17 protein-coding genes and 1 pseudogene are annotated in these 20,811 nt (G+C 69.3%); 9 read left to right on the top strand and 9 right to left on the bottom strand.

Going from position 1 to position 20,811, the window contains the following annotated elements; translation table 11 throughout:
* Positions 1 to 52: 52 nt before the first annotated feature.
* A pseudogene (locus ACFOY2_RS41210) lies at positions 53 to 561 on the bottom strand (hypothetical protein).
* A 90-nt stretch (positions 562 to 651) separates the two neighbouring features.
* On the opposite strand from ACFOY2_RS41210, the gene ACFOY2_RS41215 reads away from it, so the two are divergent.
* The gene (locus tag ACFOY2_RS41215; RefSeq protein WP_379533556.1) at positions 652 to 1,536 is read left to right on the top strand and encodes a hypothetical protein; all 885 of its coding nucleotides are present in this window, start codon (positions 652 to 654) and stop codon (positions 1,534 to 1,536) included.
* On the opposite strand, the gene ACFOY2_RS41220 is transcribed toward ACFOY2_RS41215, so the two are convergent.
* The 6 genes from ACFOY2_RS41220 to ACFOY2_RS41245 form a co-directional block, all read right to left on the bottom strand.
* Positions 1,537 to 2,457: an NAD-dependent epimerase/dehydratase family protein gene (locus ACFOY2_RS41220; protein WP_379533557.1), complete on the bottom strand. Its 921-nt coding sequence runs from the start codon at positions 2,455 to 2,457 to the stop codon at positions 1,537 to 1,539. It abuts the gene before it with no gap.
* A gap of 23 nt (positions 2,458 to 2,480) precedes the next feature.
* Positions 2,481 to 3,167: an HAD family hydrolase gene (locus tag ACFOY2_RS41225; protein WP_379533558.1), complete on the bottom strand. Its 687-nt coding sequence runs from the start codon at positions 3,165 to 3,167 to the stop codon at positions 2,481 to 2,483.
* Positions 3,168 to 3,496: 329 nt separating this feature from the next.
* Positions 3,497 to 4,459 carry an alpha-ketoacid dehydrogenase subunit beta gene (locus ACFOY2_RS41230; RefSeq protein ID WP_379533559.1) on the bottom strand — a complete coding sequence of 321 codons (963 nt, stop codon included), beginning with the start codon at positions 4,457 to 4,459 and terminating at the stop codon, positions 3,497 to 3,499.
* The gene (locus ACFOY2_RS41235; protein WP_379533560.1) at positions 4,459 to 5,397 is read right to left on the bottom strand and encodes a thiamine pyrophosphate-dependent dehydrogenase E1 component subunit alpha; all 939 of its coding nucleotides are present in this window, start codon (positions 5,395 to 5,397) and stop codon (positions 4,459 to 4,461) included. The genes ACFOY2_RS41230 and ACFOY2_RS41235 overlap by 1 nt, the downstream gene beginning before the upstream one ends.
* Positions 5,398 to 5,519: 122 nt before the next feature.
* On the bottom strand, positions 5,520 to 6,458 hold the full coding sequence (locus tag ACFOY2_RS41240) for an NAD-dependent epimerase/dehydratase family protein (RefSeq protein WP_379533561.1): 939 nt from the start codon (positions 6,456 to 6,458) through the stop codon (positions 5,520 to 5,522).
* A 7-nt stretch (positions 6,459 to 6,465) separates the two neighbouring features.
* Positions 6,466 to 7,605: a glycosyltransferase gene (locus tag ACFOY2_RS41245; protein ID WP_379533562.1), complete on the bottom strand. Its 1,140-nt coding sequence runs from the start codon at positions 7,603 to 7,605 to the stop codon at positions 6,466 to 6,468.
* A gap of 537 nt (positions 7,606 to 8,142) precedes the next feature.
* Here ACFOY2_RS41245 and ACFOY2_RS41250 point away from each other — a divergent pair.
* Both ACFOY2_RS41250 and ACFOY2_RS41255 read left to right on the top strand, forming a co-directional pair.
* Positions 8,143 to 9,366 carry a methyltransferase domain-containing protein gene (locus tag ACFOY2_RS41250; RefSeq protein ID WP_379533563.1) on the top strand — a complete coding sequence of 408 codons (1,224 nt, stop codon included), beginning with the start codon at positions 8,143 to 8,145 and terminating at the stop codon, positions 9,364 to 9,366.
* Positions 9,335 to 9,973 (top strand): dTDP-4-dehydrorhamnose 3,5-epimerase family protein, encoded by a 639-nt coding sequence (locus tag ACFOY2_RS41255; protein ID WP_379533564.1) that lies wholly within the window; start codon positions 9,335 to 9,337, stop codon positions 9,971 to 9,973. The genes ACFOY2_RS41250 and ACFOY2_RS41255 overlap by 32 nt, the downstream gene beginning before the upstream one ends.
* Here the strand turns inward: ACFOY2_RS41255 and ACFOY2_RS41260 are convergent.
* Positions 9,933 to 10,892, bottom strand: a complete 960-nt coding sequence (locus tag ACFOY2_RS41260; protein WP_379533565.1) for an NAD-dependent epimerase/dehydratase — start codon at positions 10,890 to 10,892, stop codon at positions 9,933 to 9,935. The two genes, ACFOY2_RS41255 and ACFOY2_RS41260, sit on opposite strands and share 41 nt — an antisense overlap.
* Entirely contained in the window at positions 10,889 to 11,794 is a 906-nt protein-coding gene (locus ACFOY2_RS41265) for a putative sugar O-methyltransferase (RefSeq protein WP_379533566.1), read from the bottom strand. The genes ACFOY2_RS41260 and ACFOY2_RS41265 overlap by 4 nt, the downstream gene beginning before the upstream one ends.
* 182 nt (positions 11,795 to 11,976) lie before the next feature.
* Here ACFOY2_RS41265 and ACFOY2_RS41270 point away from each other — a divergent pair, with 182 nt between their 5' ends.
* The 6 genes from ACFOY2_RS41270 to rfbB all read left to right on the top strand — a co-directional run bounded on the left by ACFOY2_RS41270 (position 11,977) and on the right by rfbB (position 20,810).
* Positions 11,977 to 12,207: a hypothetical protein gene (locus ACFOY2_RS41270; RefSeq protein ID WP_379533567.1), complete on the top strand. Its 231-nt coding sequence runs from the start codon at positions 11,977 to 11,979 to the stop codon at positions 12,205 to 12,207.
* A 13-nt stretch (positions 12,208 to 12,220) separates the two neighbouring features.
* Positions 12,221 to 13,690 carry a multicopper oxidase family protein gene (locus ACFOY2_RS41275; protein WP_379533568.1) on the top strand — a complete coding sequence of 490 codons (1,470 nt, stop codon included), beginning with the start codon at positions 12,221 to 12,223 and terminating at the stop codon, positions 13,688 to 13,690.
* A gap of 12 nt (positions 13,691 to 13,702) precedes the next feature.
* Complete coding sequence (locus ACFOY2_RS41280; RefSeq protein ID WP_379533569.1) at positions 13,703 to 14,734, top strand: ketoacyl-ACP synthase III family protein; 1,032 nt, start codon at positions 13,703 to 13,705, stop codon at positions 14,732 to 14,734.
* Between the two features lie 27 nt (positions 14,735 to 14,761).
* Entirely contained in the window at positions 14,762 to 18,544 is a 3,783-nt protein-coding gene (locus tag ACFOY2_RS41285) for a type I polyketide synthase (RefSeq protein ID WP_379533570.1), read from the top strand.
* Between the two features lie 215 nt (positions 18,545 to 18,759).
* Positions 18,760 to 19,830 carry a glucose-1-phosphate thymidylyltransferase gene (locus tag ACFOY2_RS41290; RefSeq protein WP_379533571.1) on the top strand — a complete coding sequence of 357 codons (1,071 nt, stop codon included), beginning with the start codon at positions 18,760 to 18,762 and terminating at the stop codon, positions 19,828 to 19,830.
* Entirely contained in the window at positions 19,830 to 20,810 is a 981-nt protein-coding gene (gene rfbB / locus ACFOY2_RS41295) for a dTDP-glucose 4,6-dehydratase (protein WP_379533572.1), read from the top strand. Before ACFOY2_RS41290 ends, rfbB begins: the two co-directional genes overlap by 1 nt.
* Position 20,811: the final 1 nt, after the last annotated feature.

A 20,811-nucleotide genomic window follows, 5' to 3' on the forward strand; every position in this document is an offset into this window, starting at 1 on the left:
AACGGCCGTATCTGGCAGCCCGCTCCCATGGCCGGCGAGGTCAGATCCGGTTTCAGAGACCGGGCGACCGCGGCGGGCCAGGTGCGACTGGGTGAGAGGGTTCCCCGCCCCTGAGACTCAGCAGAACCGCAGTGCACCCACCGGGGAGCCGATGAGGCGGGCAGCGTGTCCACCGGGAAGTCGTGGACCGCCTCCCCGTCTCGATCGGAACGCCCGCCACGAGGTCTTGGTCCACCACGACGTCCACCCGCCCGACGATGGGCGGCTGCTCCGCCTCGGGCGCCGGCTTGGCCGTATGACGGCGGTGCCGCCATCTCGCGTCGGTCGCGAGCGTCACCCGCACCGCCGAGGGCGTCGCCGCCCGGCCCGCGCCGCCTTCGGAAAGAAGAGGAGGAGGTCGGCGAAAGGCATCCGCCATGGCGCGACGCCGTTCTCGGTTTCCTGCGGCGACACTGCGCGCGAGAGGTGAGCGGCGGATCTCCCGCAGCCACTCGGTGCGCCCGTGGAAACATGCCCGACCTCCATCGGAAAGCTTACTTTCATATTCTCAGGCATACGCATAATAAGCTTGATAATAGGCTAGGAATTTCCCTATAAAACTACGGCAAGACTGGCCTCGAACTTTCAATGCCTACCGGTGGAGACTGAACGATGCGAGACGACGACCCGCGGGACCGGCCGATGGTGGTGGCGATTTGCGCTTTCCGCTGTGAGAACGTGCTCAAGCATGTGAGTCATAACCTGGCCCAGTTGTCCGGAGACGAGTATTTCGTGCTCCTCGATCGGCCTGCCAGCCCGGAGGCGGAGAAGGTGGCCGCCGAAGTGCGCGCGGCGGGCGGAACCATGCGCATCATCGGCGCCACCCGGGGGCTGTCGGCCTCCCGCAACGAAGTGCTCGCGGAATGGCCGGAGCATCATGTGATGTTCGCCGACGACGACGTCCGGCTCGACAAGGCGGCCGTCACCGCCGTCCGCGAGTCCCTGCGCGCCGGCGCTCACATGGCCGGCGTCCGGCTGCGCCGGCCGCCGTGCCGCCTGCCGTGGTACTTCACCCCGGGCCAGTTCCACCTCGTCGGCTGGCACCGCGACGAAGGCGAGATCAAGATCTGGGGGGCCTGCATGGCGGTGGACACCGCCTTCGCCCATGCCCACGGCCTCCGCTTCGACCTGAAGCTCAGCCGTACCGGAAAGAGCCTCCAGTCCGGCGAGGACACCACCTTCATCAAGCTGATGAGACGGGCGGGCGGGCGGGAGGCGCTGCTGCCGGAGCACTCCGTCGTGCACGACGTGGACCGCGGCAGGCTGCGGCTGCGCTATCTCCTGCGGCGGGCCTACTGGCAGGGGAGGACGGAGGCTGGCAGGAACGAGACGGTCCCGGGACTGCGCAAAGAGTGGAACAGGCACCGCACCGCGGGCTGGCCGCTGGCCTGCCTGTACGGCGCCGCCACCGCCGCCGGCGCCGTCCACGGGCTTCTGCTGCGGCTGCGCCGGTCCCGCACGCCGATCTCCTCCCAGCACCGGCCCGACCAGATGTGATCACAGGCTGCCGATCACGTCCACGCTCGACTGGGCCTGCATCACCTGCTTCCAGTACTGGCGCACGCCCTCATCGAGACTGGTCGTCGCCTGCCACCCCAGCGAGGCGGCGGCCAAGGAGGAGTCCAGCCAGGTGCTGCGCTGGTCGAAGTGCCGGCCGCGCTCCCGGATCACGGTGAGCTCGCGCCCGACCGAGGCCGAGACGATGTCCAGCAGCCCGGCCAGGGAGGTGGGCACGCCGGAGCCGACGTTCAGGATGGCGGGCACCCGGTCGGCCTTGTCGTCCCTGACGTACCGGTGGAGCGTCGCCAGGAGCCCGGTGACGTCGTCCACGTGCACGTAGTCCCTGACCACCTGAGGATCGCCGATGAGGCGGACCGGCTCGTCGCGGGCCGCGGCCGCCAGCCAGTTGGCGAGCACGCCGAAGCCCTGCGTGGGCCGCTGGCCCGGCCCGTAGACGTTGCCCAGTCGCAGCACCACCGGCTGCACCCGGTCCGCGTAGTGCAGCAGATCGCGCTCCAACTGCAGCTTCGCCCGGCCGTACGCGGAGGTCGGTCCCGTGGGCGCGGACTCCGCGTGCGGCGGCCAGGCGTGCGGGGCGTAGACCGTGCCTCCCGAACTGGCGAGCACGAACACCGGCCGACGGCCCGATTTCGCCACTTCCTCCAGCACGCTGATGAGCAGCGCCCGCTCCGCCGCGATCTCCCCGGGCCGGTACTCCGCGAGCGCCGGGGTCGTCCGCGTCGCGAGGAAGAAGGCGATCTCGGCTTCGCGCAACCCCAGCGCGGGACGGCCGTCGGTCACGGGTGGGCGGGTGCGGTTGAACGAGGCCGGCTCATGCCCGGCCCGGCGCAGCCCGGACACGAGCCGGGATCCGATGAATCCGGTGGCCCCGATCACTGCCGGCGGGCGCTTTCGCACGTGCGCTCCTTCCTCTCGGTCAGTCAGACCCGTGTACTCAGCTCGGCCAGGGAGGGGATGATCGTGACCCGCTCTCCCTCGGTGGGAACGGGCCTGGACGAGCGGATCGCGCGATACGCCCTGTCCAGATCCGGATGCACCCCAGATGGGCGGCGGTAACCCGCGTCCTCCATGACGAAGGCCACGGCACACCCCAGGCCCAGTGCGGGCAGGACGTCGTGGTCGACCCGGTTGCCCACCACCAGCAGGTCGGCCGGAGGCAGGCCGAGGTGGTCCAGAGCCATCCCGAGCAGCGCCGGGTCAGGCTTGGCCACCCCCACGAGCGAGTCGAGGAACACCGCCTCGCAGGCGGCGCCGACCCCCCAGGCCGAAAGGACGCCGGCGCACTCCGGCGGCTGGTTGGCCACGATGACCGTGCGCGTCTCCCGGGACAGCTCGGCGATGGCCCGCACCGCCCCGGGAATCTCCTGGGCCAGTTCGCTCCAGGCGCCGCGGACGCGCATCCAGCTCTCCGCCGCCTCCTCGGAACGGGTGAGGATCTCATCACCCGAGTAGTGCCGATCGACCTGTTCGGTGAAAGTCCCGAGAGTCATTCCCGGGTCGGTGGCGCACAGCCGTTCGAACGTGCCCTGGAGCCAGGCCAGCTCGAAAGGTTCGTCATAGTAAATGACTCCGCCGACGTCCAACGCGGTGGCGCTGTATCCAGTCACGGCAACTCGCTCCAGCATCATCAGGGCATCGTGGCGAGTCTTGCACGGCGATTATTGAATAATCGACCGTAGTCGGGAATCACTAGTTGATTCCCTATTCTCCGGCGCAAAATCGCGACCGATATCCTGGCCCCGTGTATCGTCTGTGGCCGGAGCTTTTTGCGTGCGGGGAGTAGCGCGGGTGAGCTTCCCCGGCGGAATTCCAGCGCAGCGCTTTCACCATTGTCCGCGGCTTGCCGACGGCGACGAGCTCGCATGGCCACGCGGGGTCCACGACCGGCGGCCGGTACGGAACCGGTGTGACGGTCAGTCCTTCATGACGCCGGCTGTCACTTCAGTACGGCGCGAAGGGCTCCGATGAGCTGTTGCGCGCTGGGCAGCAGTGCGTGATCCAGTGCGAGCGCGTACGGGATGACCGCCCCGTCCGGCCGTGACACCCGCTTCGGCGCGGTGACCAGCGCGAACTCCTCAGCCGCCGTGGCCACGATCTCGCCGCCCAGGCCGCACGCGCGGTTGGAGTCGTCCATCACCACCAACCGCCCGGTCTTCGCGACGGACGTGCCCAGCGTCGCCCAGTCGATCGGGTAGACGGTCCTGGGGTCGACGACCTCGATCGAGGCCTCGTCGGCCAGCTCGGCCGCGACCTGCAGGGCGGTCTGCACCAGGTGACCGACGGCGACCACGGTGACGTCGGTGCCCTCGCGGTGGACCCTGGCGCTGCCGAGCGGAACCGGCCCCAGCTCTCCGGTGATCTCCTCGGCCGCCCCCATCAGGAACGTGGGGACGAACACGGCGACGGGGTCGGGGTCGCGGATCGCCGACAGCATCAGGCCATAGGCGTCCGACGGCGTCGCCGGCACGACGGTCTTGATCCCCACGTGCGCGAAGAGACTGTAGGGATGGTCGGAGTGCTGCCCGGCCATGCCGGAGCGCGAGCCCGAGCCGGGCACCAGGTAGGTGACGGGAACGCTCACCTGGCCGCCGGTCATCAGGGAGAACTTGTGCGCCTGGTTGGCGATCTGCTCGAACACCAGGTACAGCAGGGACGGGATCTGGTAGTCCACGACCGGGCGCTGGCCCGCCATCGCCGCGCCGGTCGCGAGGCTGGTGAAGCCCTGTTCCGACAGCGGCATGTCGACCACGCGGTCCTCGCCGTGGGCGGCGGCCAGCCCTGACGTGATGCCGGTCAGGCCGAGCCGTACGTCCTCCCCGAAGACGCACACCCGCTCGTCGCGGCCCATCTCGTCGTGCAGCGCCTGGTGCAGCGCGCCGATGTATGTCAGATGCGTCATCAGAGCACCGCCCCGGTCCGCGTTCCCATCGGATTGGCGTAGAGGTAGCGCAGCGCGTCTCCTGGATCCGGCGCCGGGCTCGATCGGGCGAACGCCACGGCGTCGGCGAGGAGTGCGGCGATCTCCTCGTCCGCGGCCTCGACGACATCTGCCGGGAGGCGGCCGGCCTGCAGCGTCAGCGGATCGCGATCCCGCCAGCGGGCGACCTCGTCGTCGTCGCGGTAGTTGAGTCCCACCTGGTGCTCGTAGGAGTGGTGACCGTTGAAGCGGTAGGTCCGGCACTCCAGGAAGTAGGGGCCGGCGCCGCGTCGGCAGCCGTCGACCGCCTCGGACGCCGCCTCGGCCACCGCCTCGACGTCCATGCCGTCGACCGCGCGCGCTGTGACGCCGAAGCCGGCGGCCCGCCGCACCGGATCGCCCGCCAGTCCCGCGGTGACCGGCAGGCTGGTCGCGTACCCGTTGTTCTCGCAGACGAACACGACCGGCAGCGACCAGAGCGCGGCCAGGTTGAACGCCTCCAGCACGACCCCCTGGCTCAGCGCCCCGTCTCCGAAGAAGCTCACCGCCACCTGATCGCGGCCGGCCCGTCTGGCCGCCCACGCCGCGCCGACCGCGATGGGCGCGCCCGCTCCCACGATCCCGTTCGCGCCGAAGATCCCCAAGCTGACGTCGGCCGCGTGCATCGAGCCGCCGCGGCCGTGGTTGAGGCCCTCGGTGCTGCCGCACAGCTCGGCCAGCATCCGCTTCGGATCGGCCCCTTTGGCCAACACATGCCCGTGTCCCCGGTGGGTGCTGGTGATGACGTCGTTCACGGCCAGGCGGGAGCACACGCCCACCGCTACCGCTTCCTGGCCGATGTACGGATGAATTCCACCCACAAGTTCCCCGGAAAGGGCCATTTCAAGGCAGAGTTCTTCGAATTCGCGGATCAGGCGCATCTCTCGATAAAGGTGACGGGATCGTTCCGGCGCGCTCGTCAAAGAACTACCTTTCCCGATGAAGACATAGCATCACTGTACGCGGAGGAAATCTCCGGGAAACTGAGGAAAACCCCAAAATATTAGCGCTGGGCGCGCACGGGGCTGTCGGCCGCCGCCCATGAGTAAACCTGGGCGATCCCTTCATCGAGGGAGGTGCGGGTGCGCCATTTCAGCTCGGCGGCCGCGCTGCTCACCTCCAGCGCGGAGTGCAGCAGTTCACCGGCGCGGGGGCGGGCGAACAACGGCTCCGGGGTACGGCCGGCGACCCGCCCGATGACCTCCAGCACGTCCAAGACGGTGGCCGGGGTCCCGGTGCCGATGTTCCACACCCCGGGGCCCCCATGCTCGATCGCGGCGAGGAACGCCTCGACGATGTCGCCGACGTAGACGTAGTCGCGGGTCTGCCTGCCGTCGCCGTACACGGTCGGCCGTTGCTCGCGCAGGATCTGGCCGCAGAAGATCGCCACGACGCCGGCCTCTCCCGACGGGTCCTGGCGCGGGCCGTAGACGTTGCCGAGCCGGAGCACGGCGTGACCGGTGCCGTACAACCTGTTGTAGAGGCCGATGTACTGCTCGGCGCAGTATTTGGCGGTGCCGTAGGGGGACTCGGGCCTCGGCGTGAGCTCTTCGGGGGAAGGGCTCACGGTGGTGGTGCCGTACAGGGCGCCGCCGGTGGAGGCGAAGACGACCCTGGCGCCGACCGCGCGCGCGGCCTCCAGCACGTTGACGGTGCCGACCACGTTGATCCCCGCGTCCGCCGCGGGCGCGGCGACCGAGACCCGCACGTCGGGCTGGGCCGCCAGATGGCAGATCACGGCCGGGCGGACCCGCTGGACCACGCCGGTGAGCGCCGCGGCGTCCGCGATCGACTGTCGGTGGACGGTGACCTGCGGGTTCACCCGTCCGGCCAGGCCGGTGGACAGGTCGTCGAGAACGGTTACGGCGTCTCCCCGCTCGAACAACGCGTCCGTCAGGTGTGAACCTATGAACCCGCATCCGCCGGTCACGAGCACACGCATGCCACTCCTAGGCTTTCACGAGCTCTTCCAGGACGCCGACGACGTCGGTGGGCGCGGGCATTTCGGCGATCTCCCTGGCGATCTCGCCCGCTCCCCGGACGTATCGGGGGTCGCTCAGCAGTTCCCGGCCGGCGGCGGCCAGGACGTCAGGGGTGTCCTCTCCGGGCGGCAGCGTGATCGCGGCGTGCGCGGCGGCCAGCATCTGCGCCCACTCGATGAACCTGCTCTCCTGCGGGATGATCAGCTGCGGCACCCCGGCGTGCAGCGCGGCCAGCGCGGTCATGGTGCCGGAGTGGTGGACGATCAGGTCGCAGGTGTGCAGCACCACATCCAGCGGGAACCAGCCGGCGTGGGCGACGCCGCGCTCGTCGCGCAACCCTTCGGCCACCTCGTCCGGCGCCGCGATCACCACCTCCACGTCCAGGGCCGAGAAGGCGTCGACGAGGCCGAGGAGGAAGCCGAAGTTGTGGTCGGTGGTCGCGAGGCTGCCTGCGGTCACCACCACCCTGCGGCGTTCTCCCTGGCTGAACATCCACGGTTCGAGCGGACGCTGCTCGTTCATCGGGGTCCACCGCAATGGCTGCACAGGGCCGGCGCCCTCGGGCAGCAGGCTCGCCGGGAAGATGTCGACGGCCAGGTCGAAGGCGGGGACGTGATCGAGTTTCAGTTTGTCCAGCTCGGGGCGGAGCTCCTCCTCCACGCCGGGGTGGACGCCTTCCCTGTCGACCGTGTTCCCGGTCAGCAAGTGCCGTACGCAGGGCACGCCGAGCGGGCCGGCGAGCATGGGCGCGACGTAGGAATGCGGGCCGCCGACGATGAGGTCGGGCCGCCAGTCGGTCACCAGGTCGTGCAGGCGGTCGAAGCCGGCGGCGGCCATCCGCCCGAACATGCCGCCGAGGAAGAGCGGCAGCTCCGCCTCGTTCTGCGGGATGCGCAGGTCATTGCCCGCGCGATCCAGCGTCATCAGCTCCGTCAGGGTCAGCGAAGTCATCGAGTACGCCGGCACGCCGATGCCCACGGCCGCGGAGACGCCCTCCAGCGAGGAGGCGAGGATGATGCGATGGCCGCGCGCCTGGGCGGCGGTCGCGAGGGGAGCGAGGCCGAATACGCTCGACTTCGTCGGTCCGGCGACAAACAGTATCTTCACAGGTCCTCCGATCCGGGTCGGCTAAATGTATATTCAACCGACCGGTCGTCGCGCAACGCCTCGGTAAGGTCAAGTGTTTTTCCTAGACTTCTCGATCATCTCCAATTGGATGCTTTCAAATCGGCCCGCAGGCATATTTTATGGTGCTCTGTGCCGGGGCTTCGCGGAGCGGTCCGCGTGGCAGGAAGGGCTCGTCTGGCTTTTGCGGGATGGATGGAGGTTATTATGGGGCCAGGGCACCCGGCCACAACAGTCGCTTGGATGAGCTACGGGCGGAAATACTGCGGCGGAAACTCATCGGCCGATACATCGAGGGCCGCCGCCGGGTGCCGCACAGTATGCCGAGAAGCTGAGTGACGCTGAATATCAGCCGTCCACGGCCAGTCCCTACGATGTCGGGGTTCGCGCGTCCCGGATACCGGGATGGGTCACTGAGCGACTGGCCAAAGACGTCTTCTCCCTTCCCATGTATCCGTCGATGTCCACCGACGCTCTGCGTGAGGTGCCGCCGACACTGTGAAACCGAAGGAGATCGTGATGAGCACGTGCCGGGTGTGCGACGGCGACGTCGTGGAGTTCCTCGACCTCGGCCGCCAGCCGCTTTCCGACCACTTCCAGAGCGAGCCCGGCCTGCCCGGCGAGTTCTTATATCGCCTCGCCGTCGGCGTGTGCGAGGCCTGCACGATGGTGCAGCTCATGGAGGAGGTGCCGCGGGAGAAGATGTTTCACGAGGACTACCCGTACTACTCCTCCGGCTCGTCGGTGATGCAGAAGCACTTCGAGGGCACTGCGCGCCGCTTTCTGCAAACCGAGCTGACCGGACAAGACCCCTTCATCGTCGAGATCGGCTCCAACGACGGGGTGCTGCTGCGCACCATCCACGAGGCGGGCGTCCGGCACCTGGGATTCGAGCCGTCGGGCAAGGTGGCCGACGTGGCGCGGGCAAGCGGCCTGCGGGTGCGCGGTGACTTCTTCGAAGAGGCGAACGCGATCGAGGTCCACCGGAGCGAGGGCTTCGCCGACGTCATCTACGGAGCCAACACGATCTGCCACATCCCCTACCTGAAGTCGGTCTTCCGCGGCGTCGACGCGCTGCTCGCCCCCGACGGCGTCTTCGTCTTCGAAGACCCCTACCTGGGCGACATTCTGGAGAAGAGGTCCTTCGACCAGATCTACGACGAGCACTTCTTCTTTTTCACCGCGCGATCGGTGCAGGCGGCGGCGGCGCGCTTCGGGTTCGAGCTGATCGACGTCGAGCGGCTGCCGGTGCACGGCGGCGAGGTGCGCTACACGATCGCCCGCGGCGGCGCGCGCCGCCCCTCGGAGGCTCTTGCGCGGCTGATCGCCGAGGAGGATGCGCGCGGCCTGTCGGACCTGCACCGGCTGCGCCGCTTCGTCGCTGAAATCAACGACATCCGCGACAATCTGGTCGGCCTGCTGCGCCGGCTGAAGGACGAGGGGAAGACAGTCGTCGCGTACGGCGCGACGGCCAAGAGCGCCACCGTGACCAACTTCTGCGGCATCGGCCCCGACCTGGTGGCGTGGGTGTGCGACACGACGCCGGCCAAGCAGGGACGGCTGACGCCGGGGATGCACATCCCCATCCGGCCGCCGGACGCCTTCGCCGCCGAACCCGCCGACTACGCGCTGCTGTTCGCCTGGAACCACGCCGAGGAGATCATGGCCAAGGAGCAGGAGTTCCGCAGGGCGGGCGGCCAGTGGATCCTCTATGTTCCCGAGGTCCACGTTGCAGGCGCGTGAGCTGGCGGTCGAGGGCGCCTTCGTCTTCGCATCGGCCGTCTACCCGGATGAGCGGGGCTTCTTCCTCTCGCCGTTCCTGAAGTCGGTGTTCGCCGAGACGGTCGGGCATCCGTTGTTCCCGGTGGGCCAGATCAGCTACAGCGTCTCCCGCAGGGGCGTCGTGCGGGGTGTGCACTTCACGGCCACCCCGCCGGGCACGGCCAAGCTCGTCTGCTGTCCCCGGGGGCGGGTGCTGGACGTGGTCGTGGACGTGCGGGTCGGTTCTCCCACGTTCGGGCGGTGGGACAGCGTCACCCTCGACGCCGCCAACCGTGCCTCCCTCTACCTTCCCGTGGGCGTCGGCCACCTGTTCGTCGCGCTGGAGGACGACAGCATGATGTCCTACACCCTGTCCCAGGAGTACGTGCCGGAGAACGAGCTGGCGCTGTCGCCCTTCGACCCCGCACTGCGGCTTCCCCTGCCCGACGGCGCCGGGGGCATCCTGTCCGACCGTGACCGGGCGGCACCGAGCCTCGAACAGGCCCGGAGCGCGGGCATGCTGCCCGACTACCGGCGCTGCCGCGAACTTACCGCGCACTTTCGGCAAGAGCCCGCGTCATCATGGTGAGCGCCTCGTCCAGGGGCAGCCTGGGGCGCCATCCCGTGACCGAGCGGAAGGCCGAGGCGTCCACCGACACGCCGGCGAAGTCGGTGCCCGGGGCGTCGGCCGGCGGCGGGACGGAGACCACCGGGACGGGCGGCCGCCCGGTGTGCGCGGACGCCAGTTCGGCGATCATCCTGAAGACCTCGCCGATCGGCGTGCTACGGCCGCGCCCGAGCAGCCAGTGCCGGCCGGTCAGGGCGTCGGCGTGATCGAGCGCCGCGACGAAGGCGTCGGCCACGTCGCGGACGTGGAGCAGGTCCCTTTCCACCGTCCCGTCGTGCCACATGCTGATCGGTTCGCCGGCCAGGGCCCGCCGCGCCATCGCCGCCAGGACCCCCCGGTCGCCGCCGCCGCCGAACACCGTGGGCAGCCGCAGGGAGAGACCCCGGACGACGCCCGCGCCCGAGGCCTGCTTGAGCAGATTCTCCGCCGACTGTTTCTGGCGGTCGTAAACGGTCTGGGGACGATCGGGCTCGGTGCCGTCGATGGGCATCTTGAGCACCGGGCCCACCTGGGAGACGGAACCGGCGAAGGCGACCACGGGGGGTCGCCCCCGCCGGGGCGACGACCGGAGACAGTCGAGGAGATCGCGCATCACGCCCACGTTGACCCGGGCGCTCGCGAGGGGGTCGGCGTCACGCCAGCCCACGGTGTCGAGCACGAGATGGACCACCGCGTCCGCGCCCGCCACCGCGGCCGAGAGGTTGCCGGCGACGGTCAGGTCGGCCGCGCGCGTCTCGAAGTCGGCCCGGCCCGTCCACGACACCGTCGCGGGCCTGCGCGCGACGGCCCGCACGGTGACGGGACGTTCGGCGAGCGCCGACAGCACTGCGGAACCCACGAACCCGGACGCGCCGAGCACCGTGATCAGTGGCCGGGTCATCTGTCGTTCCGGTAGAGCGCCTGCCAGTAGTACGGCCACGCTACGGTCCGGCTCTCGGCGACGCAGCGCCAGTCGTCGCCGGGCAGATAAGCGGTGACGAACTTACGCGACTGGGCCTCGACCGCCCGGTTGTCGTGGATATCGACGATGTCGCGCAGAAGTCCTGTCCGCAGCGCCAGGGCGACCACCTCGTTCCCTTGGGAGTGGCCGTCCAGGCTCTTGTCCATATACTTCCCGACCGGATTGTTCACGTAGAGGTGGCGGCAGCTTTCCGCGATGCGGGCGAGATAGGCGTGCGCCGTCTCCGCGTTCATCTCCGCGAATGAGTCGATGTTGACGCACAGCTCGAAGCGGTGGTCGCGAAAGAGGGCGGCCACGTCGGCCACGGGATGGAAATGGACCTTGGCGAACTGCTCGTCGTCCAGAACGGCGCGCAGGTAGCCGCTGGACAACGTCAGCAAATTCTCCAGGTCGATGATGTGGTAATCGGCGACATCGTGATTGGACAGCATCGCGTGGCAGGTCCGGCCGTAACCCGCGCCGATCTCCACGACCGCCGCGCCGTCCAGTTCGACGCCGGCTGACATGAACTCCACCTCGAACACGGCCTGCAGGTAATCCAGGCAGACCGTCTCGCCGTCGTACCTGATGGCGATGGGGTTGCCCAGGGTCCGGTTGCGGATGTTGCGGAGCCTCGTCCAATTGGCCGCGCTCAGCCCGGAGCTCAGGGCGTGAATCAAAGTCTTCAGATATCGCACGCCATTGACTCGCGGATCCCAAAGCGCGAGTTTGAAGTTCACCTCGTTCGACTTGAAGTTGGCGAGATCCGCTACGGCTTCTTTTGTCACCTGGGTTCTGCCGTACCGATCCCAAAGCGGGCTCCGGTCATACATGTTGTCCATGGCCATCCTCGCAGGGGTCGTAAGAAAACGATAGCAAAGGATGCCGTCCGGGCCGGGGGACAGGGTGCACACTAGACGTTCTACTAGATATTACCGGCGCCATTGATCTGGATTTTCGCCGACCGTAGAGTGAGTAGTCATTAGGTCGGCCGGCACTATTTCAGCTTTATGATTGGAGCTCAATGCCAAGCACGGTCTTGGTCATCGGCGGCGGTCCGGCCGGCTCCACGGCGGCGGCCCTCGACCAGCTCTTCCCGGCGGCAGAGCAGGCCGGGCTCATGGCCACGGGCAACACGCCGAAGGCCCCCGTCGGCGAGGCGCCGGGCAAGTTCGACGCCCACGACCTGTTCGACTCCGTCACCGGCTCGTACCTGAGAACCGTTCCCACCCTGGGCATCGGTCGGGCCCGCTGAACGAGGAATCCGTATGCTGAATCGACGGCATTTCGTCACCCTCGGCGCCACCGTGCTGGGCGGTGCCGCGGTCCTGCCGTTCACCGGGGACTTGCTGCCCCCGCTGACGCCCACCGCGAACGGGCATCACGCCGGCCACATGGGGAGCGCCGCCCTGGCGGACGCCACCACTGTGACGTTCGCCCCGTTCACTCAGCGGATGCCCGTGCCCGCGACGCTCACACCGTCGCAGACGACCGCGGACACCGACATCTACACGCTGCCCATCAGGACCGCCGAGGCGGAGCTGATCCCGGGCCTGCGCACCCCCGTGCTCACCTACGGCGGCCAGTTCGTCGGCCCCACCATCCGGGCCGAGAAAGGCCGCCGGACTCAGGTGACCTTCACGAACGAGCTGGACCGGCCGACCAACGTGCACCTGCACGGCGGCCACGTCTCGCCGGAGAACGACGGCCACCCCATGGACCTCATCGCTCCCGGGCAGACGAGGGCCTACGCATATCCGAACGCGCAGCGTGCCTCGACGCTGTGGTATCACGACCACACGCATGGCCTGGAAGCCGACCACATCTACCGCGGCCTGCACGGCTTCTACCTGATCGAGGACAAGGCCGAACGGCGGTTCAACCTGCCCGAGGGCGCGTACGACGTGCCCATCATGCTGCGCAACGCGCAGTTCGACGAGAACGGCGCCCTGGTCTTCGGCCACCCCGACAACCGGACCACCACCCTGGTGAACGGCAAGGCGCAGCCGTACCTGCCGGTCGCCGCGCGCAGGTACCGGTTCCGGCTGCTCAACTCCGCCCTCAAGCACGTCTACCAGCTGAACATCGGCGGCGTGCCGTTGACGAAGATCGCATCGGACGGCGGGCTCCTGCCCGCGCCGGTGGAGCAGACGGAGGTGGTGGTCTCCTCGGGCGAGCGCGTGGAGATCGTCGTGGACTTCGCCCCGCACGTGGGGCACGGCCCGCTGTATCTGTACGACGGGGAGAACCCGATCCTGCGCTTCGACGTGTCGCCGGCCGACGGCCGCGATCGCAGCGGCGTGCCCGACGTGCTGGTCCCGCTGCCGGCGCTCGCCGCCGCCACCGTCGAACGCACGGTGGTCATGAGCATGGACATGTCGCTCAGGCCCCCCATCGGCCTGATCAACGGCAGGCCGTTCGACCCCAACCGGGTGGACATTCAGGTCATGCAGGGCGCCACGGAGATCTGGAACATCGTCAACGCCGACGTGTCCCCGTTTCCCTTCGATCACCCCTTCCATACTCACCTGCTGCAGTTCCAGGTGCTCGGCAGGGACACCGGCCCGTCGCTGCCCGAGGATGCGGGTCTCAAAGACACCGTCTACGTGCCACCGCTGGGGTCGGTACGCATACAGATGACCTTCGACACCCCTTACCTGGGCCGTTACATGTACCACTGCCATTTCCCCGAGCATTCCGCGCTCGGAATGATGGCCCAGATGGAGATCATCCCCTGAGGAGACGGGCTCGTGCGCACACCAGGTATCTTCGTCGGCGCGCTTGGGACCTTCACGCCCCCGACCGTGAGCGTGGAGTGGGCCGTCGCGAACGGCCACTATCCCTCCGAGGACGTCGAGATGCACGAACTCGGCGGGACCGCGATCGCCGGCGAGATCCCGCCCCCGGAGATGGCCCTGCGCGCCGCGCAGCAGGCGGTCAAGCGATGGGGCGGTTCGCCTCTCGGGTTCGACCTCCTCCTGTACGCCAGCACCTGGCACCAGGGGCCGGACGGCTGGCCGCCGCACTCCTACCTCCAGCGGCACCTGGTGGGCGGCGACCTGCTCGCGCTGGAGATACGGCAGGGCTGCAACGGCATGATGGCCGCGATGGAGTTGGCGGCGGGCTGTCTGCTGGCCGTACCGGAGCGCGGCAGTGCGCTGCTCGTCGCCGCGGACAACTACGGCACGCCGCTGATCAACCGCTGGCGGATGGGGCCCGGGTTCATCGGCGGTGACGCCGCGTCGGCCGTCGTGCTGACCAAAGGGCCCGGGTTCGCGCGGCTCCGCTCGGTGTGCTCCAAGACGATCCCCGAGGCCGAGGCGCTGCACCGCGGTGACGAGCCGTTGTTCCCGCCGAGCATCACCCGCGGGCGGCCCACGGACTTCAGCGCCAGGATCGGCCAGCAGTTCGCCACTCAGAGCCCGGCGGCGGCGGCCATGGCCACGATGCCCGAGCAGCTGACGGCCCTGGTCGGCCAGGCGCTGGAGGAGTCGGGAATCCAGATGGGCGACATCGCCCGGGTGGCTTTCATGAACTATTCCAGGGAGGTCGTCGAGCAGCGTGTCATGGCCGCGTGGGACCTGCCGATGGAGCGTTCGACCTGGGAATTCGGCCGCACCATCGGGCACTGCGGCGCGAGCGACCACATTCTCTCCTTCGAGCACCTGGTCCGCACCGGCGAGCTGAAGCCGGGAGAGCACATGCTGATGCTCGGAACCGCGCCCGGCCTCGTCCTTTCCTGCGCGATCGTCCAGGTCCTGGAGCGGACCGCGTGGGCCTAGAAAACCGACAGCAGAGGGAGGACATCCGTGGAGCCCACTGCGCTCAAGCCGCTTCCGGCGGCTCACCAACCGCTCGCCGTGATCGGCATCGGCTGCCGTTTCCCAGGAGACGTCAACTCGCCCGACGCGTTCTGGGACCTGATGACCCGTGGCGAGACCACCACGGGAGAGGTGCCGGAAGGCCGCTGGGACGGCTACCGGGACCTCGGGCCCGAGTTCGCGACCACGCTGCGGCGGGTCATCAGGGCGGGCAACTTCCTGAGCGAGATCGATGGCTTCGACGCGGAGTTCTTCGGTATCTCCCCGCGCGAGGCCGAGCTGATGGACCCGCAGCAGCGGATCTTTCTTGAGGTGGCCTGGCAGGCTCTGGAGCACGCGGGCATCCCGCCCCGCGCACTGGCCGGAACCGACACGGGCGTCTTCGCCGGCATCTGCACCTACGACTACGGCGGCCGGCAACTGGAGGACCTGCCGAGCCTCGACGCCTGGACCGGCATCGGCTCCGCGAACTGCGCGGTCTCCAACCGCGTTTCGCACGCCCTGGACCTGCGCGGGCCGAGCATGACGGTGGACACGGCCTGCTCCGCCTCGCTGGTGACCCTGCACCTGGCGGCGCAGAGCCTGCGCCTGGGGGAGAGCGCCGTGGCGCTCGCCGGTGGCGTCAACCTGCTCGTCTCGCCTGGACAGTCGCTCACGCTCGACGCCGCGGGAGCGCTGGCCCCCGACGGGCGCAGCAAGTCGTTCGACGCCTCCGCCGACGGCTACGGCCGCGGCGAGGGCTGCGGCGTCGTGGTGCTGAAGCTCCTGGCCGACGCCGAGCGGGACGGTGACCGGGTGCTGGCGGTACTGCGCGGCAGCGCGGTCAACCAGGACGGCAGGACCAACGGGATCATGGCGCCGTGCGGCCAGGCGCAGGAGCACGTCATGACAGGCGCGCTGCGGGCTGCCGGGATCGAGCCGGGCACGGTGGACTACATCGAGGCCCACGGGACGGGGACCCCGCTCGGCGACCCGATGGAAGCGGCGGCGATCGGCGCCATCTACGGCACCGGCCAGACGGGTCCCTGCCTGGTCGGCTCGGTGAAGTCGAACATCGGTCACCTGGAGGGCGCGGCCGGCGTCGCCGGTGTCATCAAGGTGGTCCTGGCGCTGGACCGCGCCGAGATCCCGTCCACCGTGCTGGCCACCGAGATCAACCCGGCGATCGAGTGGGACCGGCTGGGACTGAAGCTGGTGACCGGCCAGACCCCGTGGCCCGAGCGCGGCCATCCGCGTCGCGCGGGCGTGTCCGGCTTCGGGTACGGCGGGACCGTCGCGCACGTGGTGCTGGAGCAGGCCCCACCCCGGGCGGCGACACAGCGGGAAGCCAGCCCCGAAGCCGAGATGCTCTTCCCCCTCTCGGCCGCGTCGCCGTCCGCGCTCCGGCCCATGGCCGAGGCCCTGGCCGACCAGATCGAGCAGGGTGGGGACCTGGCCTCCATCGGGCACACGCTGGCCCTGCGCCGCTCGCACCTGGCCGAGCGAGCGGTGGCGGTGGCCGCCGGCCGCGACGAGCTCGTCAGGGAGCTGCGGGCACTGGCCGCAGGGGAGCCCACGGACGGCGTCGTCGCGGGTTCGCCCGCCGGCGAGGACGCCAGTCTGGTCTGGGTCTTCTCGGGGCACGGCTCCCAGTGGCCGGGCATGGGCCGCGAGCTGCTGGCCGAGCCGGTGTTCGCGCAGGTGATCGAGACCCTGGAGCCCATCTACCGCACGGAGATCGGGTTCTCCCCGAGGCAGGTGCTGCTGGAGGACGCGTTAGGCGACGTCGACCGCATCCAGACCATGATTTTCGCGATGCAGCTCGGGCTCGCCGCGCTCTGGCGGTCTCGCGGGGTGAGCCCGGACGCCGTCATCGGGCACTCCGTCGGCGAGATCGCCGCGGCCGTCGTCGCGGAGGTCCTGACGGTGGAGGAAGGGGCCCGGCTGATCTGCCGGCGTTCGGCGCTCCTGCGCCGGGTCTCCGGCAAGGGGGCGATGGCGATGGTCACGCTGCCGTTCGCGGAGGCCGCCGCGCGGCTCGGCGACCGGACGGACGTGGTGGCGGGAATCGCCTCCTCGCCGCACTCCACGGTGGTGTCCGGCGACCGGGACGCGATCGAGGCGCTGATCGAGCAGTGGCCGGAAGAGGGCGTCGGGGTCCGCCGCGTCCCCGCCGACGTGGCCTTCCACAGTCCTCACATGGACCCGTTGCTTCCCGACCTGATGGCCGCCGCGGCTGACCTCACGCCGAAGCAGGCCCGCATTCCGATCTACACCACCGCTCTGGAGGACCCGCGCGCGGCGATGACGGCCGACGGCGCCTACTGGGCGGCGAACCTCCGCAACCCGGTGCGCCTGGCCGACGCCGTCAGCGAGGCCGCCGCCGACGGCCACCACGCCTTTCTGGAGATCTCCCCGCATCCGGTGGTGACGCACTCCATCCACGAGACGCTGGCCGAGCTCGGCGTGGAGGACGGCTTCGTCGGCTCGACTCTGCGCCGGAACAACCCGCAGGCGCGTGCCTTCCTCAGCGCCGTGGCCAAGGCCCACTGCAACGGGATCGCCGTCGACTGGCGGGCGCTGCACCCGAAGGGCGAGCTGGCCACGCTGCCGGTCCACCCGTGGCGGCACCGCACGCACTGGCACCGGCCGGGTCCGCGGACGCGGGTGAAGGGACGCGGCCACAGCGTGGCCTCGGCCAGCCTGCTGGGCACTCGGACCAGCATCGCCGGTAGCCCGCTGCTGGTGTGGCAGACCGCGCTCGACGACGCGAGCCGCCCGTATCCGGGCAGCCACGCGCTGAACGGCGTGGAGATCGTTCCCGCCGCCGTGTTCGCCGTCACCTTCCTCGACGCGGCCGCGCGCGACGGCCGATCGCCGGTGCTGGCCGAGCTCGCGATGCGCCACCCGCTGATGACGGCTGACCTCAGGGAGGTCCAGGTCGTCCGCGACGGCCATGCCGTACGGCTGGCGTCACGCATGGCCGGCGACGACGACGGGGAGGATCCCGCCTGGCTCGTCCACGCCGACGCCAGAGTCGGCGAGCAACCCTCGCACGCGCCCGGTTCGCTGGTGGACTCCGCGGAGTATCGCTTGGAACCGGCCGACCCCGGCTTGGTGCGCCGGGCGTTGACCGAGGTCGGCGTGCCGTCGACCGGGTTCGAGTGGACCATCGAGAATCTGCTGTCGGGCAACGGCGTCCTGCGGGCGCGCGTTTCCTTCGCCGACGCGAGCACCTGGGCGCCGGCGCTGGACGCGGTGATGTCCATAGCCCCGGCGGCCTTCCCGGGCGTCCGGCTGCTGCGCATGGCGGTCCACATCGAGGAGATGGTCACGGCCGGCGCGCCGCCGCGGGCCGCGACCGTCGAGGTGGTGCTCGATCAGGACCGGCCCGACGTGGTCGACGCCGTGGTCGCCGACGAGGCGGGGCACGTGCTCGCGAGCGTGGCCGGTCTGCGCTACCAGGTGATCGACGCGCCCCCGCCGGCCGAGGACGGGCCAGGGGCGGCCGAGGAGGCCGTGCCGTTCGCCGACCTGCCGCCCGAACGGCTGCGCGAGCACGTGCTGGACGAGGTGCGCGGCCAGATCGCGACGGAGATGCGGCTGTCCGCCGCGGACTTGCATCTCCGGCGCCCGCTCGCCGAGCAGGGACTCGACTCGGTCATGACGGTGGTGATCCGCCGGCGGCTGGAGAAGCGCCTGGGACAGAGCCTGCCGGCCACCCTGTTCTGGCAGCGGCCCACTGTCCAGGGCATCGCCGACTATCTGACCGGGCTGCTGGCCGAGGTCTGACGGCAGCAGAAGGTTCTTTCCCAAACATAAGCTCCTTTGGTTATTCGGAAGGCGGTTAAACCGGCGACGTCCAGATCTTCCTGTCGGACCGGAGATAATATTAGGGAAATTATGAATCTGACTTTGGTAGCTTTGCGAAGAATCCGGATCGCCGACACCACTGGAGTCTCCGTGAAACAGCCTGCCCCCGTCGGCCCGTCCGCGAGAGCCGACTCGTGAAGGCGCTTGTACTGGCGGGCGGAATCGGCTCACGCTTACGTCCGATCACGCACACATTCGCCAAACAACTTCTTCCCATCGCCAACAAGCCCGTGCTGTTTTACGGTCTCGAATCGATCCGCGACGCGGGCATCCGCGAGGTGGGAATCGTCGTCGGCGACACCACCGCGAAGGAGATCGAGGCGGCGGTCGGCGACGGCTCGGAATTCGGGCTGGAGGTGACCTACATCTTCCAGCAGGAGCCGCGCGGGCTGGCGCACGCCGTGATCATCTCACGCGACTACCTGGGGGATGACGACTTCGTCATGTACCTGGGTGACAACTTCGTCATCGGCGGCATCAGCGATTTCGTGGACCGCTTCCGCCGCGAGGGCCCGCAGGCGCAGGTCATGCTGACGAAGGTAACCGACCCGCAGGCGTTCGGGGTGGCGGAGCTGGGGGAGGACGGCGCCATCGTCGGCGTCGAGGAGAAGCCTCAGCATCCCACGGGCGACCTGGTCCTCATCGGCGTCTACGCCTTCGACTCGACCGTGCACCAGGCGGTCCTGGAGATCAAGCCGTCCCGGCGGAACGAGCTGGAGATCACCGACGCGATCCAGTGGCTGATCGATCACGGCCACCGGGTCGATCCCATGGTGACCTCGGGTTACTGGCGCGATGCCGGCAGCGTCCACGACATCCTCGCGGTGAACAGGTTCGTCCTGGAGGGCATCGAGCCCGCGGTGGCGGGTGAGGTGGACGCGGTCAGCGAGCTGATCGGCCATGTCGTGGTGGAAGAGGGCGCCGTCGTCGCCGACTCCAAGATCGTCGGTCCGGTCGTCCTCGGCGCCGGATCGGTGGTCCGCGGCTCCTTCGTGGGGCCGTTCACCTCCATCGACCGAGACTGCGTGGTGATCGACAGCGAGATCGAGCACTCGATCGTGCTGCGCGGCGCCCACATCGAGAGCGTCGCCCGCCTGGAGCAGTCGCTTATCGGCAGGGAGACGCGGGTGGTCGCCACCCAGGACGTCTCCAAGACCCACAGGTTCATCTTGGGCGACCACAACAACGTGCAGGTAGGCCGCTGATGCCCCGTGTTCTCGTCACCGGCGGTGCCGGTTTCGTGGGCTCGAACTACGTCCGCGCGCTGTTGTCCGGCGCCTATCCGGCCTGGCGCGAGGCCGACGTGACGGTCCTCGACCGGCTGACCTACGCCGGCGACCGGGCCAACCTGGAACCGGTCAAGGAGCGGCTGGTCTTCGTGCAGGGCGACATCTGCGATGAGGACCTGCTCGCCGACCTCGTGCCCGGCCACGACGTGGTGATCAACTTCGCCGCCGAATCGCACGTCGACAGGTCGATCGCCGACTCCTCCGCGTTCGTGCGCACCAACGTGCTGGGCGTTCAGCGCCTCCTGCAGGCGTGTCTGGACGCCGGGAGCTGCCGCTTCGTGCAGGTCTCCACCGACGAGGTCTACGGCAGCATCGAGACCGGTTCGTGGGACGAGGACACCCCGCTGGCGCCCAACTCTCCCTATTCGGCGGCCAAGGCTGGCGGCGACCTGATCGCCCGCGCGTACGTCCGCACCCACGGGCTGCCGGTCAGCATCACCCGCTGTGGCAACAACTACGGCCCTTACCAGTACCCCGAGAAGATCATTCCCTTGTTCGTCACCCGCCTCCTGCGAGGTCAGACGGTGCCCCTCTACGGAGACGGCGCCAACGTCCGCGACTGGATCCACGTGGACGACCATTGCCGCGGCATCCAGCTCGTCGCCGAGCGCGGCGAGCCGGGGGAGGTCTACCACATCGCGGGTACCGCCGAGCTGACCAACATCGAGCTCACCCAGCGGCTGCTCGACGCCTGCGGAGCCGGCTGGGACCGGGTCGAGCGCGTCCAGGACCGGAAGGGACACGACCGCCGGTATTCATTGTCGGACGCCAAACTGCGCAAGTTGGGATACGAGCCGCGCATCGCCTTCGAGGACGGCCTGCGCGAGACCGTCCGCTGGTACGAAGCCAACCGCGACTCGTGGGAACCGCTCAGGCGACCGCGCGCCGTCGCGTAAC

It is taken from the genome of Nonomuraea purpurea (genome assembly GCF_042650645.1).
Classification (GTDB): domain Bacteria; phylum Actinomycetota; class Actinomycetes; order Streptosporangiales; family Streptosporangiaceae; genus Nonomuraea; species Nonomuraea purpurea.

Excerpts from the sequence above, each read along its gene's own strand:
- ACFOY2_RS41250 (WP_379533563.1), top strand. The coding sequence starts at position 8,143 with ATGAGCACGTGCCGGGTGTGCGACGGCGACGTCGTGGAGTTCCTCGAC.
- ACFOY2_RS41275 (WP_379533568.1), top strand. The coding sequence starts at position 12,221 with ATGCTGAATCGACGGCATTTCGTCACCCTCGGCGCCACCGTGCTGGGC.
- ACFOY2_RS41255 (WP_379533564.1), top strand. The coding sequence starts at position 9,335 with ATGTTCCCGAGGTCCACGTTGCAGGCGCGTGAGCTGGCGGTCGAGGGC.
- ACFOY2_RS41230 (WP_379533559.1), bottom strand. The coding sequence starts at position 4,459 with ATGACGCATCTGACATACATCGGCGCGCTGCACCAGGCGCTGCACGAC.
- rfbB (WP_379533572.1), top strand. The coding sequence starts at position 19,830 with ATGCCCCGTGTTCTCGTCACCGGCGGTGCCGGTTTCGTGGGCTCGAAC.
- ACFOY2_RS41265 (WP_379533566.1), bottom strand. The coding sequence starts at position 11,794 with ATGGACAACATGTATGACCGGAGCCCGCTTTGGGATCGGTACGGCAGA.
- ACFOY2_RS41215 (WP_379533556.1), top strand. The coding sequence starts at position 652 with ATGCGAGACGACGACCCGCGGGACCGGCCGATGGTGGTGGCGATTTGC.
- ACFOY2_RS41235 (WP_379533560.1), bottom strand. The coding sequence starts at position 5,397 with ATGCGCCTGATCCGCGAATTCGAAGAACTCTGCCTTGAAATGGCCCTT.
- ACFOY2_RS41270 (WP_379533567.1), top strand. The coding sequence starts at position 11,977 with ATGCCAAGCACGGTCTTGGTCATCGGCGGCGGTCCGGCCGGCTCCACG.
- ACFOY2_RS41260 (WP_379533565.1), bottom strand. The coding sequence starts at position 10,892 with ATGACCCGGCCACTGATCACGGTGCTCGGCGCGTCCGGGTTCGTGGGT.
- ACFOY2_RS41240 (WP_379533561.1), bottom strand. The coding sequence starts at position 6,458 with ATGCGTGTGCTCGTGACCGGCGGATGCGGGTTCATAGGTTCACACCTG.